This window comes from Sphingobacterium puteale, assembly GCF_003627955.1.
Taxonomy (GTDB): domain Bacteria; phylum Bacteroidota; class Bacteroidia; order Sphingobacteriales; family Sphingobacteriaceae; genus Sphingobacterium; species Sphingobacterium puteale.
Window position 1 is genome coordinate 74780 of record NZ_RBWS01000005.1, and the last position, 18616, is coordinate 93395.

At 41.6% G+C, this 18616-nt stretch carries 11 protein-coding genes; 2 read left to right on the plus strand and 9 right to left on the minus strand.

Features of this window, described 5'->3' with window-relative positions; genetic code table 11:
- Positions 1–197: 197 nt before the first annotated feature.
- Positions 198–2057 carry a DEAD/DEAH box helicase gene (locus D7322_RS05960; protein ID WP_121122257.1) on the plus strand — a complete coding sequence of 620 codons (1860 nt, stop codon included), beginning with the start codon at positions 198–200 and terminating at the stop codon, positions 2055–2057.
- A 212-nt stretch (positions 2058–2269) separates the two neighbouring features.
- Positions 2270–4033 carry an AMP-dependent synthetase/ligase gene (locus tag D7322_RS05965; RefSeq protein WP_121122259.1) on the plus strand — a complete coding sequence of 588 codons (1764 nt, stop codon included), beginning with the start codon at positions 2270–2272 and terminating at the stop codon, positions 4031–4033.
- Between the two features lie 223 nt (positions 4034–4256).
- Here the strand turns inward: D7322_RS05965 and rlmB are convergent, their stop codons facing one another.
- From rlmB to D7322_RS06010, 9 genes are all read right to left on the minus strand, one after another.
- Entirely contained in the window at positions 4257–5051 is a 795-nt protein-coding gene (gene rlmB / locus D7322_RS05970; protein ID WP_394342584.1) for a 23S rRNA (guanosine(2251)-2'-O)-methyltransferase RlmB, read from the minus strand.
- Positions 5052–5124: 73 nt separating this feature from the next.
- Complete coding sequence (locus tag D7322_RS05975) at positions 5125–6981, minus strand: DNA polymerase III subunit gamma/tau (protein WP_121122261.1); 1857 nt, start codon at positions 6979–6981, stop codon at positions 5125–5127.
- 227 nt (positions 6982–7208) lie between these two features.
- The gene (locus tag D7322_RS05980) at positions 7209–8357 is read right to left on the minus strand and encodes a TlpA disulfide reductase family protein (RefSeq protein ID WP_121122263.1); all 1149 of its coding nucleotides are present in this window, start codon (positions 8355–8357) and stop codon (positions 7209–7211) included.
- Between the two features lie 3 nt (positions 8358–8360).
- Positions 8361–9551, minus strand: coding sequence for a thioredoxin family protein (locus D7322_RS05985; protein ID WP_121122265.1), 1191 nt, complete (start codon positions 9549–9551; stop codon positions 8361–8363).
- Between the two features lie 69 nt (positions 9552–9620).
- Entirely contained in the window at positions 9621–11420 is a 1800-nt protein-coding gene (locus D7322_RS05990; protein WP_121122267.1) for an alpha/beta hydrolase family esterase, read from the minus strand.
- Between the two features lie 13 nt (positions 11421–11433).
- Positions 11434–13101: a PKD-like family lipoprotein gene (locus tag D7322_RS05995; protein WP_121122269.1), complete on the minus strand. Its 1668-nt coding sequence runs from the start codon at positions 13099–13101 to the stop codon at positions 11434–11436.
- 27 nt (positions 13102–13128) lie between these two features.
- Entirely contained in the window at positions 13129–13899 is a 771-nt protein-coding gene (locus D7322_RS06000; protein ID WP_121122271.1) for a DUF4843 domain-containing protein, read from the minus strand.
- An 11-nt stretch (positions 13900–13910) separates the two neighbouring features.
- On the minus strand, positions 13911–15287 hold the full coding sequence (locus D7322_RS06005) for a RagB/SusD family nutrient uptake outer membrane protein (protein WP_183078617.1): 1377 nt from the start codon (positions 15285–15287) through the stop codon (positions 13911–13913).
- Between the two features lie 31 nt (positions 15288–15318).
- Positions 15319–18597 carry a SusC/RagA family TonB-linked outer membrane protein gene (locus tag D7322_RS06010; protein WP_183078618.1) on the minus strand — a complete coding sequence of 1093 codons (3279 nt, stop codon included), beginning with the start codon at positions 18595–18597 and terminating at the stop codon, positions 15319–15321.
- Positions 18598–18616: the final 19 nt, after the last annotated feature.

The following is an 18616-nucleotide window of genomic DNA, read 5'->3' on the forward strand; positions in this document are numbered from 1 at the left end:
GAAGCAAAATTGTTTACAATCAAAAGAATACTTTTCAGTCCGTCATTAAAGGTATACCTCAACTAAAGTTTTTATCCCCTCAATTTGAAATTCTTCAATCCTATTAAAAACCAATCATTTAAATTCTTTGATTATTCAAATATTATTCTTACCTTTGCAACGCCTTAGGCAATAGTGCCTATTGTATATAATATTTCATGAACCCATTTTTAGAACTGGGAATCCGTGAGGAAGTTGTTAATGCCATCTCAGAATTAGGTTTCGAAAAACCTTCTGAAATTCAGGAAAAAGCCATTCCTGTTTTATTGACTGGTAACGACGATTTTGTCGGATTAGCCCAAACTGGCACAGGAAAGACCGCGGCATTTGGTCTTCCATTATTAGAGCAATTAGACTTTTCTCAAAAACACCCACAGGCATTAATCCTTTGCCCTACTCGGGAATTATGTTTACAAATCTCAAAAGATTTAGAAAAATTTGCTAAATACGTTGACAACGTACATGTTGTTGCTGTATATGGAGGTGCAAATATCTCAGACCAGCTACGTCAAATCAGACGTGGAGTGCAAATTGTAGTAGCGACCCCTGGTCGTATGTTGGATATCATTGGCAGGAATGCAATTGATTTTTCAAAAGTAAAATATGTTGTATTAGATGAAGCGGATGAGATGCTCAATATGGGCTTCAAAGAAGACATCAACAGCATTTTGTCAGAAACTCCTGACGAGAAAAAAACTTGGTTATTTTCGGCGACAATGCCTTCCGAGGTACGTCGTATTGCAAAAAATTATATGACCGATCCTGTTGAGCTTACTGTAGGTACAAAAAATACCGGTAATGCCAACATCGAACACCATTATTATTTGATCAAAGCAAAAGATAAATATGCTGCGTTCAAACGTATTGTGGATTCAAACCCTGATATCTTTGGTATCGTATTCTGTCGTACAAAAATCGAGACACAGGACATCGCCGAAGCGTTGATCAAAGATGGTTACAATGCAGACTCGTTGCACGGTGACTTGTCCCAACAACAACGCGACAAAGTAATGAAACGTTACCGTGACCGTAGTTTACAACTATTGATCGCAACAGACGTAGCTGCTCGTGGTATTGATGTAAGTGATGTAACTCACGTGATCAATTTCTCTTTACCGGATGAAACAGAAAACTATACGCACCGTTCTGGTCGTACTGCCCGTGCAGGTAAAACTGGTATCTCGCTTTCATTGGTCAATGTAAAAGAGCTCAGCAAAATCCGTCATCTTGAAAAGATCATCGGTAAACCTTTTGAGAAAAAACAAGTTCCTCAAGGTGCTGAAGTATGCGAAAAACAATTGTTCTCTATCGTTAAGAAGATTGAAAACGTTGAAGTAAATGATGAGCAAATCAGTCCTTTCTTGCCTGCAATTATGGAAAATCTGGAATCTCTTTCAAAAGAAGATATCATCAAAAGATTTGCATCCCTTGAATTCAACCGTTTCTTGGATTATTATAAAAACGCTCCGGATCTAAATATCGAAGCCCGCGAAGGTTCTCGTGAAGATCGTGGCGACAGACGTGATGGTCGTTCTCGTGAAGGTTCAAAAGGTTATACCCGTTTGTTCATGAACTTAGGTTCAGTAGATGAATTCTCCCGTGGAGACATGTTAGGTTTTATCTGCAACAACGCGAACATCTCCGGAAAATCTATCGGTAAAATTGACTTAAAAGGTGTATTTACATTCTTTGAAGTTCAAGATGCTGAAGTAGAGAAAGTATTCCAAGGATTCCAAGGTGTGGATTACAACGGTCGTCAAGTACGTATCGAAGTATCTGGAGAAGCAAAAAGCGAAGGCCGTGGAAGAAGCCGTGGTGGTGACCGTGGCGGAAGACGCGAAGGCGGATATCGTGGTGGTGATCGCGGTGGAAGACGTGAAGGTGGATACGGAGGCGGTGACCGTGGCGGAAGACGTGAAGGCGGATTCAGCGGCGAAAGACGTGACCGTGGCAGCAGCAATGGCGGAGGTTTCCGTGATTTCTCAGGTAAACGTAAAGAATCTAAAAGCAAATACTAGGTTTAGTATTTAGATAAGCGTATAAAGACTCTGATCTGGAAAGCCCCGGCTTTGCAGATCAGAGTCTTTTTCATTTATAATTCCCCGACGGATTCACAACCAGTTCCTCCCTACTCTTCTCTTCAGCTTAATGCGATTATTCCATTTCCCATCTGCTTTAATATCCTCAAAAATCCGTAAATTAGCTTAATTACACGAACGGGATTTCCATCATGCTAACAGCAACACGATTATTTGACTTAGCCTATCTGCAACAAGAAACTGCGCCCGGCTTTCCGATGTTTTCCTACAAAAAAGGAACAAATTGGGTAGCGGTAAGTAATACAGAATTTATCGAACAAGTCAATCAGGTATCCAAAGGTCTGATTGCACTAGGTGTTCAAGCAGGAGAAAATGTTGCTTTAATCAGTGAAAACCGTATCGAATGGAATATTCTTGATTTTGCAATCCAGCAGATCGGCGCAGTCGTTGTAGCAATTTACCCCAATATTTCTGAATCCGATTACAGGTATATATTCAACCATGCTGAGATCAAAACTTGTATCGTAAGTTCCAGGAAATTATACACTAAAATCACTTCGATCAAAGACTCATGCCCGCTTCTGGAGCATATTTTCACCTTAGATAAAGAAGCGGATTTACCAGATTGGCAGCTTTTTGTAGCTGCCGGCGCTTCCATTACCGATGAGCAGGTTCAGGGACTTCGAAATGCCGTCAATACCGATAGCCTGGCTTCAATCATCTATACATCGGGCACAACCGGAAATCCGAAGGGAGTAATGCTGGCTCACCGTAATCTATTGGCCGATACTATGAGCAGTGAGTATTCCTTTCCTGTTGAACGTGGCGACCGGGCCCTTTCCTTTCTTCCGGTTTGCCATGCCTACGAACGTGTGTTCCAATATGTCTATATGTATAAGGGATTGACAATCTTTTTTGCACAATCGATGGATACTATTGGTGAAGACTTTAAATCAGTCCGGCCCCATATTTTCTCTGCTGTACCGCGTGTGCTTGAAAAAGTATATGAAAAAATTAAGGCCAAGGGTGATCAACTGACCGGATTAAAACGCAATATATTTTTTTGGTCGCTTCGTATCGGAGAACAATATACATTGGAGAACCGTTCTTGGTGGTATGACATTCGATTAAGTATTGCACGAAAATTAGTCTTTTCGAAATGGAGAGAGGCATTAGGCGGAGATATCAAAGGTATCGCATCTGGCAGTGCAGCTTTACAGGAAAGATTAATCCGACTATATATGGCTGCTGGCATACCGATATATGAAGGCTATGGTTTAACTGAAGCAGGTCCCTGTATTGCGGTGAACTGCTTTAAAAGAGGAATGAAAATCGGTACTGTCGGTCTGCCACTGATCAATATCGAAATCAGACTTGCCGATGATGGAGAGATCCTCACCAAAGGTGAAAACAATATGATTGGCTACTATAAAAATGAAGAAGCCACTGCTGAGGTCCTAAAAGACGGTTGGCTGTATACAGGAGATATCGGTCAATGGGTGGACGGTAAGTTTCTTAAAATAATCGACCGCAAGAAAGAGATGTTCAAGACTTCCGGCGGAAAATACATTGTCCCACAACAGCTTGAGTCCAAAATTGCGGAATCTTCTTTTATTGAGCAAGTGATGGTAATTGGTGAGTCACAGAAATTCCCCGCAGCTCTCATTGTTCCAAGCTATGTCAATCTGTTGGAATGGGGCAAACAGACTGTTCCGGCTTTGACAGAGCTTTCGAAGATAGAGTTCTTAAACAGTCCAGAAGTTAAACGGCAGATTGAATCTGAGCTCGATCGTATCAATCAAAATTTTGGCAGTTGGGAGCAGATCAAAAAATTTGCGATTATTCCAAATGAAATGACGATAGAGACGGGTGAATTGACCCCCACCTTAAAGATGAAACGAAAAGTCATCCTGCAAAAGTATGCGAAGGAGGTTGAGACGATCTACAATACTTAACGAGATAAAAAGACTAACCTATTTCTCAGGATCAAACAACAAAGTATGTAAGATGACAGTGTCTGGACCAGGCTTTTGTCTGTGTATTGAAATAAGAATCAGCAAGATCAGTATAAAATTGCTCCCGCTTTTGTTTACGCATCGAGTAAACGCAACAAGATCGGTATTCAAAAAAATAGCCTTTGTCAAAGACAGAGGCTATGTTATATCATAGATTTTATACTTATGACTTCTTGGGCAGGCGTTGACGAATTGCCTCATAAATAACAACCGCAGCCGATACAGACACGTTAAGAGAGCCTATTTCGCCATACATCGGTATCTTTGCGAGATTATCCGCGATACGGATTAAATCATTTGATACACCGACATCCTCGGCGCCCATGATGACGCAGGTCGGTGCTGTATAATCGACATCATAGATGCTCGATGTTGTTTTTTCCGTACTAACAACCAATTGCACCCCTGAATCTATCAGAAATTTACCCACTTTTGATAGACTATCATGACGGCAGACCGGAATTTTATACAACGCTCCAGCTGATGTTTTAATGGCATCCGGATTGACTTCAGCAGACCCTTTTTTCGGTACGATGATCGCATGTACGCCCGAACATTCAGCTGTACGTGCAATCGCTCCCAGATTACGGACATCAGTCACCCCATCTAGCATCAAAAGTAAAGGCGTTTCACCTTTTTCGTAGATCTGAGGGAGGAGCTCTTCAATATTTTGATAGGTAATTGGCGATATCACCGCAATAACACCCTGATGGTTTTTCCGAGTGATACGGTTCAATTTTTCGATGGGCACCTGTTGAAAAGCAATATTATGCTCTTTCAGTAAGGATTTCAGTTCCAGAATCAAACTACCACTTAATCCGCGTTGTACAAATAACGATTCAATTTCTTTACCACTATCGATCGCTTCGATGACAGCTCGGATACCGAACACCATCTGATTTACTTCACGTTTTTCGCCGTGATCACGATCACGTCTCTGAAAATTTCCTTGCATCATAAAAACTAAATATTACCTTCCAAATAGAAGAGATTGCAAAGGTACAAAAATTAACAGGAATTAAAGCTTTGATTTAGCTTAAACCTAAGTTAAACTCCTTACGCAAAGTATCCAAAAGTGGATTTTTGCTCACCATAGCCTGATACTTTTCCTGGGAGGTGTATGGTTTACGGGATACGGTAAATTCCATCATAACCCCTTGTAGATCGAGCGCAAAATTTTGCAGCTTGACGCGAAGATAATTCAACACATCCACTTTCGCACTTTGCAATACATCCATCTGTACAGCATTCTCGACATCTATCTCGATCAATGTGCCCTTCAAGCGAGGTTGCGTAGCCGTCATCATCGTATATAGATTGATTTTATTTTCTGCTTTCAATTGCTCGGCATAAGCATTCCAGATGGCTATAAATTGATTGAAGCTTACCTCACGCTGTTCGGTACCTCTTATTAATTCAGGTTCATCCCCCTCTTTGGCAACAGAATTATTGTCATAAATGGTGTTCAGATCGGGCAGCGATGGAATAATTGCTGAGGCAGAGGATCCCCATCCTCCTTTTTTGACTTTTGGGGGCACGTTTGAAGCTCCCTCATTTTTTACTTCGGGTTTGACGGTCGAAGTCTGGGGATTGGAAATTGTTGTTGGCGGGCTGGGGACAGGCGCGTGAGCCGATAAAGCTGGTGCTGATGGCGCATTTTGTCCTGTATTTACAGAAGATGCTGCCGTAGAAGAACTTTCCTTCACCTGCGAAACTACTGGCTCAGGGAGTTTTTTTTTTACTCCTTCAGCAGCTGAAGGAATCTGTACGGAACCAAGCTGGCTTAATTTAATGGCACTTGCGATGTGACACATTTTCAACAAAGCGAGCTCTACCTGCAAGCGTTGATTTTTACTCGTCTTGTAATTTATTTCACACTGATTTGAAATATTCAATGCTGACAATAGAAGTCCCGAAGAAGCTTTCTGCGCTTGCTGTAAATATTTTTGACGTATGCTATCACTAACTTCCAATAGTTTTAAGGTAGCGGGCTCTCGGGCCACCAGCAGATTACGGAAATGGGCCGACAAACCAGCAATGAAATGACTTCCGTCGAAGCCATGGTTCAAAATCTCATTAAATGTCAAAAGCGTTTGTGCAGCATCTTCAGCCAAGATCGAATCCGTTAACTTAAAATAATAATCGTAATCCAGAATATTCAGGTTATCGATTACAGCTTGATAGGTTACGTTTTTATTGGAGAAGCTGACGATCTGATCAAACATGGACAGGGCGTCACGAAGACCACCATCTGCCTTTTGGGCAATGATATGCAAACCATCTTGGTCATAAGCTATCGCTTCACGATCAGCTATTCTCGCCAGATGACCTGCCATGTCCTCCACTTTTATACGGTTGAAATCAAAGATCTGACAGCGCGAAAGGATCGTGGGTAAAATCTTATGTTTCTCTGTTGTAGCCAAGATAAAAATCGCATACGAAGGCGGCTCTTCCAAGGTCTTCAAAAAGGCATTAAAAGCAGCCTGCGAAAGCATGTGCACCTCATCAATGATATAGATCTTATACTTTCCGGCCTGCGGCGGTATACGGACCTGATCGATCAGATTGCGAATATCGTCTACAGAGTTGTTGGATGCAGCATCAAGTTCGTGTATACTGAAAGAATTACCGTTTTGAAAGGATTTGCAGCTATCGCATTGACCACAAGGCTCCGTTCCGGATAAGATCTGTTCACAATTTATTGTTTTGGCCAAAATACGCGCACAAGTAGTTTTACCAACACCCCGTGGCCCACAGAATAAAAATGCCTGCGCCAACTGATTGTTGTGAATTGCATTCTTTAGGGTGCCTGTGATGTGTTGCTGACCTACAACCGAATCAAAGGTAATCGGGCGGTATTTACGTGCAGAAACAATAAAATTATCCATTGCACGAAGATACGGATTTTAAAAAAGAAAATGGAGAAACTAAAACCTAAAAATCACAAGTTAGTAATTCATAGGGATGTCCAACTTTCTGGAGTCACTTCAAAGATCGGACATCCCTATTTTTCTTTAATTTTATTCACCCCTTCGGGGCTCCTTTCAGATTTTCTATTCTCAGGGGCAATTCGCTTATTAAACAGCTTCTTTATCCCATTGAGATAGCACATCTTTTATAGAAGCGTCTTTAACAGATTGCTTAGGGCATCACCGTGGAGGTTTTTTGCAATGATTTTACCTTGGGGATCAATTAAGAAATTCTGCGGAATCGCTTGTATCCCATACAATGCAGCTACTTCATTTTTCCAGCCTGTCAGATCACTTACATGGTGCCAGGGCAGTCCGTCCTTTTCGATTGCTTTCAGCCAATCATCTTTTTTACCCGGACGATCCAGAGATAGTCCAAGGATCGTAAATTTCTTATCTTTAAACGCGGCATAAGCTTTGACTAAATTGGGATTATCGGCGCGACAGGGTCCACACCAGGAAGCCCAAAAATCCAAAAGCACATATTGTCCTCTAAAATCAATTAGTTTCACTGGTTTTCCGTTGGCATCTGGCTGTATAAAATCAGGTGCTACATTTCCAATTGCAAGCCTTTTTGCGATCTCAATTCCTTTTGCTAAAGTTAGCCCTTCTTTTTTTGATTTTAGGTCAGCGCTCAAAAGTTCGAATAAGGGGTTTACATAATTTACATCCATCGCGTAGCCAGCGAGGTCCTTCAACGCCAGTAAGCTAAAGTAAGAAGAGGGATTGGATTTAATATACTGTTCTTTGGCCTTATCCTTACGACGGTCAAGATCATTCATTGCCTGCAAAACAGCATTCAGTTCCGTTTGATCCGCGCTCTCCTTTTGCTGATACAAAGCCGATCGCTTAGCAGTCAACTCCTCCGTTTCAGCCGCCAGATTTTTCATATAGTCAGCATAGTGCGCGTAAGCTGTCTGCGTAGCGCCTCCCTTTATCACGGCATCCGCAATTTCATCTTTCAAAGTCACCACAGTTGCCCCCTGATCGACATAAAGGTTAACGCGATCCATGCGTCTATTCACTTTTCTTCCGAAAAATGACGTTCCGTCGGGCGAATAATACAAATTCACCAATGTCGGCTCGGGACAAAGGCCTTTATAAGTTGCCTCCCGATTTCCCAACATCACAGAATCCAATACCAATTGATTTTCCTTGAAATAGCGTATAAACACTTTCGCCCTCTTATCCGTAGGCTTCTGAGAAACAATACGGATGCTAAAGTTATTTTCTTGGGCCTGCAGGGAACCTATTGCCATGCAAGCCGCTAATGTTATTGTTGATAGAATTTTCATGTTTTAAATACTTTTTGCGCGCGCCAACAAAGCGTCGGCAAGTTTGATTATTTTAGACGTTTCAAGTTCTGCCAATGCTCTGGCCGCTTCCGCAGCTTTGACCGCTTCTTTTTTCTTCTTCAGCTGGATACAGATATCCGCAAATGTCCCTTGATTGGAGTAATCATTCGGATTCAGTTGCACTGCCTGTTTGGCCAAAACATAACATTGCTGCAGCTTGATGTTCTTTGCTCCCTTCTCTGTATCTTTTGCAAAACGTCGTGCAATAAAGCTCAAGCGCTGATCCTCGTCTTTCAGCACGCCTTTTCTAAGCTCATTTGTCACACGGACAAATTCTTCTGGTGTCCCTTGATTACCGACCCATTCCGCACGAAATAATGCGACCTCTATTTTTGCCTCAGCTCCTTTCAAACAGGAAAAATAGGCCAGTCCTGCATCAAAATCAGCTTTTTTGCCATCACGGATAAATCCGTACATCGCATAACGTATCAGGTAAGTTTCCTTCGCTTCAAAATCTTCGGGTTTAGCGATGGATTTGAAATAGGCCTTATTCGCCTGAAAAAAACGTGCATATTTATCCTGATCTGATCTCGCCATCATTTTGATGACCTCCCAGCCATCCGGGCTTTTTAAAAAGTTATCATTCGCAACGCCTGCCAATGCCTTTCTTCCCTCTTCTGCCAAAGCTTGGTCAACATTATTCATGACCAATATATAGCGCAGTAAAAAATTTGGCTGACGATCACCGGCCTGGAAAGCGGCTTTCAATACAGGAATCTGATATTCACGCATATTTGCACGTTGCCCCTGCTCTAAAAATTCATTTGCTTCCATCTTCGATTGTGTCCGGTAGATCAGCTCACCATCTCCATTGATGAAGAGATAGGTTGGAAAACTCCTGATCTGGTAGTTTTTCGCAATTGCTATCCCCTCTCCCGCTTCACAATCAAACTTTACATTGATAAACTTCGTATTGAAATATTGTACGACCTGGCTTTGGTTGAAGACATTTCCTTCCATCCATTTACACGGAACACACCAAGAGGTGTAGCCGTCCAAAAATATCAATTTGCCAGTTTCTTTGGCTTGTTTCTTCGCATCCTCAAAACTGATTTTCTGAAAAGCGATATGATCTTGTGCATGTAGTGATAATATCCCTACAAACAGCAACAAGGCTGTGATAATTTTCTTCATTTTATTTTTTTTAAACACATACAAGGAATCGGAGGAGTAAAGTCCCCTGATTCCCCATATGATTATTAATTACTTCGTTATCCGTTTAATTGGTCTCGTGGAGACATTTGGTGAATTATCAGCTGCATTCGCTGCTACATTATAATATCCATGCCAGCTTGGATTGGTATTGAAGTCAAAGGTATTGAACTGCTTTTTCCCGGCACTATTGGTCACCGTTGATGACAAATGATAAGATCCTGTCGCAGAAGAAATGTCCAGTATTGCCCCACCATTGGCCTTTATCGCATTATTCACAGCGGTCAGATTTGCGTCGACCAATTTTAGTTCATCTACGGCAGGAAGATACCAGCCCGCAGTCTTACCAGCACCGGCTTTATATTCATAGGCATACATAAATCCGCTTGTCGCTGCATTCAGCCCCAAGTTCTGTTCCTTATTGCGTTCTACCAATGACAGGGTATTACCATAGCCATCTGATGGACTCGGTGTGAAGAAAGCGGTTCCTACGGCACCGAAAGGTCTCGCAGTATGCTCTAAAGCAATGATTTTGGCTTCTTTAACATTGGCAGGATTTACCCAAAAAACAATACCGGTAGGCTTAAAGTCTGCGTCATATACAAGATCGCCTAGCTCATAAAAGGTTTTTGGTGCAGCTAAGCTATAAGGCAAAGATAGCTCTGCTGTTTTCCCGTTATACTGTGCCCGCAGTTTAATTTCACCTTTTCTATTGACTGTGGTTGCCGCAAAGAAATCATTTGGAGCCTTCACTTTTAGGGTATTCCCTGACAAAGTCACCGTCCAATCTGATGGAGCTGACACCAGACTCAGCGTAGCACCTTGATTACAGCGGATCTCCGAACTAAAAGGCTGTCCTTCTACCGCATCAAAGCGTTTCAGCTGTGAGGACAGATAAATGCTCGTAGAAGTCGCATTTTTAGGATGGGTATTCATAAATTCCCACATTAATGGAGCAATATAGTACCAACTTACACCATGCCCCTCATCTAATATCGTATAGAATTCAATATCTGCCTTACCACCGTTCCATTTTCTGGTCATGTAAGACTTGTAATTGTCAATCTTTAAAGTATCGCTCACCAATGCATCCGAGGCAAAATAACCACCTACCAAATTAGCCCATGCATTGATATTTTCTAATGCTGCCGAGTGAATTACGATGTTATCATTTTTGCCATTGAATGCACGAATAGGAACAGCCCGTGCCGGCAGATTCGATTCAGCGAGCTTCATCTGCCCAGATACGGGTACCGCTGCGGCGAACACCTCAGAACGGTAATAGGCCAGTACAAAAGAAAAGATCGCACCACTAGACTGACCACAGGTATAGATCCTGTTCTCATCCACAACGGGCGTATGCGTTTTAAAATAGTTTACCATAGCATCCACAAAAGGAAAATGATAATCAGAATTCTGCCAGTTTACAGCAGCCCCTGTATCCTCTCCAGCGGGATAAACAATAATACAATTTTCACGGATGGCCAACTGTGCCAATGGATCACTCATGGATACACCCGCAATCGGATCCGACCCCGTACCATAGCTACCATGAAAATTAAATATCAGGGAAATCGGTTTTGACTTGACTATCGATACCGGCATAAAGTACTTGAACCTGCGTTCCGTTTCCTTCCCGTTATGGGTCACCTTTAATTTAACCAGCTGTACCCCCGGAGTCAGTTCTCCCTCGACAGCTCCCGGCCCTGTTCCGTCTTTATCGTAGTCATCTACATTGACCTCTTTTTTATTTTGCGATAAGTATAGGCTTGTATCTTTGACGCAGCCCGAAAAACTAAAAAGAGACAATAATAAAAATGAAAAATATATTTTCTTAAGAATCTTCTTCATGACATCATCTTTATTAAATATTATCTAACTCTGTTACACCGCCATTGGATCTACCATCGCGCCAATGCGTCTGATACTTAATCTTGACATCGACCGGAATTCCGGACACCCCTTCGTACTTTTCTTTTAAGGTCAGCCCTAAGCTCGTTTTATCGAGATCAAATCGTAAAATATCACCTTTATTGGCGTCACCATTGCCCTCTTTATCTGCACCATAGCGGGATACGCCCAAGAGCAAAGTCTTCTCCGTGCGCGATACGGTCATACTGGTAATCACTGCATCTTCCGTATAACCAAGAGATGAAAGTGAAAGTGCAACGTGTCCCGAATTAGGTACCATATTGGATGTCACATCCAAAATATTATACTTATACAATTTGTTACCGGCTGTGAAGAATACATAAGGCGAAGTTTTCATATTGTAAAACTTACTTTGATCATTGGCGGCGCCACCGCTTACTTCACCTACTAAGCTGTATTTATTACCCGATTTGCCCAATAACAAAAATTTCAGGGCACTTGCAGAAGCTTTCAACACCGCAAACGAAGTTCCTGTTTGACTTGTAGCAGCCCCATAGAGAAGATCATGACCGGGAAAAGCTTTTAGCTCCGTCGTTGGTATGGTATAACTACTGCCATAACTAGCATAAGTAAAACGGCCAAAAACACGATCAAACAACATAAAATTACCTAAGGTATAACCGTGATGGAATAAGTTTCCACTAGGAGTTGGTGTCATCGTGTCAAAATATCCAAATGGTGAAAAATAGCCTGTGGGACCATAAGCGCTCTTACGGTTGTAGGAAAAACTCGTTGTAAAAGGCGGTGGAGCCAAGTTCGCAAAATATAAGGCGCCACCGGAAATCAATTGAAAATGTATGCTCTGATGGAAATTGCTTCCATAAGGATTATTACGCCACATTTCTACTCCTTGTGCCATAAACTCTGGCTTGTAGCCACTGATATCTGGGGCAGGATAAGATGCTGAACGTGTATAAGCTTCTCCTTCTAATGTAGGAACGACATTGGGTTCCAATGTGCTCTTATCAATAAGAACCAGACGATCGTCTGCTAATACCAAGACTCTGCCAAACTGATTGGCAAATGGGGCAATATTTGTTAACGCGGTCTGAGAGGTAGGTTCTACCATCAAAAAATCCAACCGTTGCGGATTTACACCCAAAGGTTTCCCAAATCGGGACTCATAGTAGTTGATTGCCCAATTAGCCGGTTTATCCAGACGCAAGTAGGATAATTCCGCTTTCCCCTTGGACTTGCTCAATACCATGATCAAATTTCCGGCTGTGGAGGAGGAAACATTAAGGTCAAACCTAAAGTAATTTTTCACCTTGGTGGCCTTATCTTCCACAATAAAACGGGATATTTTGTTTCCGGGAACCAGAGATACCTTGAAATTTAGGTTCAAACTATTAGAAACAATCGTATTATTTATATCCCAGCTATAGTTAAATTTGCTTGTATCACTATAATGTGTCCCCTGAAGCTGAGGTGTTATCTTCAAACTATCATCCATATCACGGGCATATTGTCTATCGATACCTGCTATGGTCAGTTCATTGATTTCCACATAATCCCCTGGCCCTGTGCCCAGATCCTTATAACAGGAACCCAACATTGCGCCGAGGGGTAACATTAGAACTAGTTTATTATAAAATTTCATTATTTATGCTATTTATAGGGTTCTTAATTAGTCTTGCAACACCATCTTATCCATATAAATTCGAGCTCCGGTCTCATCATCAAAAGTTGGCACAGCATCCAAATACCTAGCCAAGCCATTAAAATATTCCCGCCCTACATTGTTAATATCGAAATCACATTTTTCTTTATTGGAGAATTTCGCATTGAATGAAATCAGTATTTTCCATTTTTTCGGATGATAGAATCCTAGGTAGGGGCCGCGCAGCGGGTCGGTCCACCATATTGGCTGGGACAGATAATTATTGAGATATAAATAGGTTCTCAGCCCACCTTTCATCCCAAGATTAAAGTCATCCGTAGGTTTCAGATCTAAAGCAATCCGACGGTCTTCACGCGTTATAAAACTGCTATTTAAGTTTGATCTCAACACAACAATTTTTAGCGTATCCTTCATTCTACCTGCTCGAAAGGTTTGTGTAGGCGAGATCGGCTTATAATGCACACCCTCTACAGCAGTTGTCGAATCTGATCCTACGATAACTCCATAAGTTCGATCTCTATCTGCAGCTGACCCCAAAAACTCAACGACAATCCGCGCTGTATCTTCTTTGGTATCCTCTGCGGCCATACCAAAAGAATAAACACTTCGGTCAACATAAGTCCGTGTTATTTTCTGCAAAATGGTATCCTCTTTATAGTATCTAAATTGGATACGTGATTTTTCTGTATATAAATTGTCTATCGATTGGTCACAAGAAGAAAAATGGACCACTGCGACCAAAAAAGACAGCAACATGATAATATATCTACGTTTCATATTATTCCATTTTAATTTCGGTTTCCAGTTTCAATTTCCTTTAATGGCATAGGGAATACAAATATTATATTCGGCATACCCTGAATCCATCTTTTCATGGCGTACCATAGCTGGCCTTCGCCCAAAAATTCCCGTTGCGACTCCCGCATAATATATTCCATGGTCAGATATGACCAGTGCGCATTGTTCCGGATACGATGATCTCGTAATTGATTGATATATGATTGGGCTTGTTGGTCATCTTTTCCGAGGTAACATTCGGCCAGTATTAAATACATCTCAGAAAGTTTGATCATCGGCATTTTGGGGAAGAACTTATCTTTATTGTCCACCTTATATTTGATAAAGGAACCGTCTGTGGTCGAGAACCATTTGATATAACGGATATCATCATTATTCGCCTCATACAGTTGCGCTACATTTGCGAAAGGTAAGAAAGCCAAGGTTGTGGTGCCTTTGTCATCTGTATGCGAATAATGAATTTCGGTCGTAAAATCGGAAAGCTTTTTGTTACGCAGTGAAAAAATATGCTCATCTGAGAACAACATATCAATTTCCTTCTCCGATTTATCCACACTGGCAAAATCCAAAAGTCTAAATCTTTGTGATTCTACAACCTCCTTAGCATATTTGATCGCATTGTTTTTATCCCCACGCATTAGACTTACACGGGCCAACAGCGCTTTGACTCCATATAGATTAAAGCGGGCTACATATTTGTCGGCCTCGTTTTTATTGACCATTTCGTAAGGCTTTACTTTCGTAATCGGATCGTTTGCCAGGTATTTTTCGGCAGCTTTAAGATCGTCAATAACCAATTGCACATTTTCCTCTACAGTATAAATTGGTGGCAATGAAACACCAAACACCAAATTGTATGGAATTCCTGATGCTTTTGGTGAAGCGACGACATCCGGACAGAACATACGCATCAGATCACAGTGCAGGTAGGCTCTAAGCGCGTAGGCTTCACCCAATATCTGATTTTTTAGATCAGGACTTAATACATTTACATCTTTATTAGCCCATTCTATAATATTATTGGCTCCGCCAATGGCACTGTACAACTGGTTCCATATTTTTGCAATGATTACCTGTGAGCCGGCATCTTTATAATCATAAGCCCTAAGTTTAGCATACCTGGCCGCAACATTATTGGTACCATAATAATCTCCCATTAAATCCATCACCTCCATGCTCAACTTTTTTCCATAGAGGCTCGAATCCGCCATTTGGCTATATACACCCGCCAGGGCTTCCTGGTAACCCTGTGGTGTACTAAAAAGTTTTTCCTGCGTTACTTTATCAGCCAATTCTACATCTAGCCATTTATTACAGGCTGACAAAAAGAATAAAGCCCCTAGTAGTAACACAAGTTTTAGTTTCATCAGAATAAATTGTTTATTCATATCTATTTCTTTAGAATGTCAGATTAAGTGCCAGCGAAAAGGTCTGGGCATAAGGATAGATTGTTCCTCTTTCCATTTTTACTGTGGAAAAACGAAACAGATCGTTACTAGTCAACATAATACGGGCACGTTCCAGCTTTAGATTCGTCAATACATTGGCAGGTAGATCATAGGTCAACGTCAGGGTTTGTAATCTTAGGAAATCATTCCTTTGCACTAACCTTGTCGTTTGGTAAGGCGGTTCTGTATCATCGATACGTTTATACAGAGCAATGTCGCCTGGGTTTTTCCAGCGCTCGTAAAGTACGCGTCGGTCTGCGTTAAAGAGAGGATTGGCCCCTTCAACCTTTTGCGCCAATGTTGAATTATAAATTTTACCACCATATTCATAGGCCAGGATGAAATATAAATTGAATCCTTTATACAGTAGATTGGACTGAAAGGTTCCCATCCATTTAGGGTTCATATCCCCTACAATAATTTTATCTTTCGGATCATAATCAAAAGTTAGATCGCCGTTTAATTTCCGGTAGATTTCATTACCAGTCATTGGGTCGATGCCCAGAGATTCAACCACCATTAATGCGCTCTGCGATCTTCCTGCCTGATAAGTACGTAATGGCTTAGGTCCAGTAACATTATCTTTTTTACCAGCCTCTTCATTCATTGCCTCTAACGCATTGGAGAGGTGCTTGATTTTGTTTTTGTTTGTCGCTGCTCCCAATGTAAAGTTCCAGTTGACGGGATTTTTTCCACGAAGGACATTAAAGCGTAAACGCATATCCATCCCCCTATTTTCCATGGAACCTAGGTTTTCGGTATAACTCAAAAATCCGGTCGAAGGTGCGATATCAATTGGCAGCAACAAATTTTGGGTTTGCTTGATATAAGCATCAATATTTAAAACGAGCAAGTTTTTGAACATTGTCAAGTCTGCACCGATATTATTCTGAAGTGTATTTTGCCATTTCAACGCAGGGTTACCGTACCCTAATAATCGAGCACCATAATATCCATTATATTCATATAGCGGATCATAGCCATATTTGGTCAATGCCTGATCTGCTGAAAAATTAACAGATCCAGTACTACCTACTGAAGCCCTGACCTTAAGGGTCGCATCACTATCCCACCACTTTTCACGATCCGCATTCCATGCAACACCGGCAGACCAGAAAGGTGCAAAACGCGATTCCCGTCCAAAACGGCTGGAACCATCAGTACGAAAGGAAAGATCGACAAAATAACGATTTTCATAACCTACATTGGCATTAAGGAAAAAACCGATCATCTTTGACTTATCAAAATAGCCCTTAGGGCTGGTATTTTCCTTAAACTGCTGTGCATATTGGATAAAGTTCATATTATCGCTCAAAAAGCCAGTAGCTGTGTATCCTTCTCCAACGGCAGAGGTCGTTACCGCATTCGCGCCAATACCGATATTCGTGGTAATTTTATCCATGAATATCTTATTATATGAAGCAGTAACGGTACCATCAAAATTCAGGTCATCCTGGTCATAAATCTCATAGCTACCTTTTTTATCCGATTCGGTTTCCCGATCGAATTTGGAAGAGAATGGCGAGGTATACTTCTCGGCCTTAGCTAATTTTTTGCTTAAAGAAGCCCGTCCTGTGACCCGAAAATTAGGGTTAATTCGCCAATCCATATTGAAATTGTCCTGAATTTCCGTGTAGCGATTGAAATCTTTATTGGGCAAGAAAGCGTCAAGCATAGGATTCAATGTGCTATTAAATTCGTAAAAACGAATGACATCCCCGGTCTGCCTGTCGTAAATGCGGTCAATGGGATTTTGTTTGGCATAAGTATCAAAAGTCCCATAAGGAGAATTGAAACCTTTTACATTATTGACAGAAACATCGTTTCGGATCAAAAAATCTTTCCTTGGGTAGTAATTGAAGCTGACATTGATACCATAACGATCACGGCCAGATTCCTTCATCACCCCTTTATCTTTATCGTAATTCAAATTGACACCATAACGAAAACTTCGGTCTCCCCCTTCAACAAAAGCATTATAGCGTTGATTAACACTGGTTGTAAGCGGTTTAGATAACCAGTAGGTATCCACTCCCCTTTCAACTTCCGCCAGTCTGTCGCTATATTTAAGATCTAGAAGAATCTGTTCTTCACGGCTATTGGTCCTACTGGTATACAAACCAGCCAATCGTTCATACTCAAGTTTCTCACGGGCACTCATCAGATTATAGTCCCGAAGATCAGGCACGGACACATTCGAAGTGGCATTAAAGGAAACACGAACTGCCCCCTCTTTGGGTGGAATCGTTGTGATCAGAATGACGCCATTGGCGCCTCTCGACCCATATAAGGAAGTAGCAGATGCATCCCGCAAAATCACAAAAGATTCAATGCGGTTCATGTCCAAATCATAGATCCGCGTTGCAGACACTTCGATACCGTCAAGCAAATATAAGGGGCCATTTGGATTACTTCGTGAATCATCCGCGCTGGAACGTAAATCAAAACCATTTTCTCCCCGTATAGTGATCTCAGGTACTCGGTTTGGATCGGAACCGAAGTCTAAATTGGGTGTTGTCCGCACTGAAGGGTCAAATGCATTGAGCGCCTGCATCAGATTCAACGACCCTACTTTTCTCAGGTCTTCCCCAGATACAACGACCTGAGACCCCGTTACACTTTGTTTGGTCCGGCTAAAATAACCTGTCACAACGACATCACTCAATTGCTCGTGCGACGATTGCAGCTTGATCTCATATACTCCCGATTTAGCTGTTAAGACCTGTACATGTTTTTTATAACCGACAAAGCTGAATGTAGCTTCTTTTCCGTCAACCGATGTAGGAAGATTAAACTCACCTTTTGCATCAGTAGTAAAAGAAAGATCTTTGCTAAATACAATTGAAACACCCGCCAGCGGTTTTCCATTATCATCTGTGACTTTCCCTCGAATTCCTTTTTGGATAAGCGTTTCTTTGGTTTCGATGATCCGTTCATGCTTTGGCAATAGAACAATTGTATTTTCTTCAATCCTATAATTAAACCCTTTAGCTGCCAATATCTCCTCCATGGCTTTGGACAGGGGAGCGTTCTTCAGATCAACAGAAATACTACTTTCTACATCCAGCATTTTGGAATTATAGAGAAAGCCATATCCGGTTTGCTTGGTAACTGTTCGCAGGGCATCCTTTATTTTCACCCGCTGACCTTTAAGGGTCACTTGCTGCGAATAAACCGAAGCACTTAAGTGCAACAGCGGAACAAAGGTCAAAACTCCAGTTAATTTCATAATTCTCCAGACTTTTTGC

Bases quoted from the DNA above. Each gene is read 5' to 3' on its own strand.
- rlmB (WP_394342584.1), bottom strand. From the start codon at position 5,051: ATGATGCAAGGAAATTTTCAGAGACGTGATCGTGATCACGGCGAAAAA.
- D7322_RS05995 (WP_121122269.1), bottom strand. From the start codon at position 13,101: ATGAAATTTTATAATAAACTAGTTCTAATGTTACCCCTCGGCGCAATG.
- D7322_RS05965 (WP_121122259.1), top strand. From the start codon at position 2,270: ATGCTAACAGCAACACGATTATTTGACTTAGCCTATCTGCAACAAGAA.
- D7322_RS06005 (WP_183078617.1), bottom strand. From the start codon at position 15,287: ATGAAACTAAAACTTGTGTTACTACTAGGGGCTTTATTCTTTTTGTCA.
- D7322_RS06000 (WP_121122271.1), bottom strand. From the start codon at position 13,899: ATGAAACGTAGATATATTATCATGTTGCTGTCTTTTTTGGTCGCAGTG.
- D7322_RS05960 (WP_121122257.1), top strand. From the start codon at position 198: ATGAACCCATTTTTAGAACTGGGAATCCGTGAGGAAGTTGTTAATGCC.
- D7322_RS06010 (WP_183078618.1), bottom strand. From the start codon at position 18,597: ATGAAATTAACTGGAGTTTTGACCTTTGTTCCGCTGTTGCACTTAAGT.
- D7322_RS05990 (WP_121122267.1), bottom strand. From the start codon at position 11,420: ATGAAGAAGATTCTTAAGAAAATATATTTTTCATTTTTATTATTGTCT.
- D7322_RS05975 (WP_121122261.1), bottom strand. From the start codon at position 6,981: ATGGATAATTTTATTGTTTCTGCACGTAAATACCGCCCGATTACCTTT.
- D7322_RS05985 (WP_121122265.1), bottom strand. From the start codon at position 9,551: ATGAAGAAAATTATCACAGCCTTGTTGCTGTTTGTAGGGATATTATCA.
- D7322_RS05980 (WP_121122263.1), bottom strand. From the start codon at position 8,357: ATGAAAATTCTATCAACAATAACATTAGCGGCTTGCATGGCAATAGGT.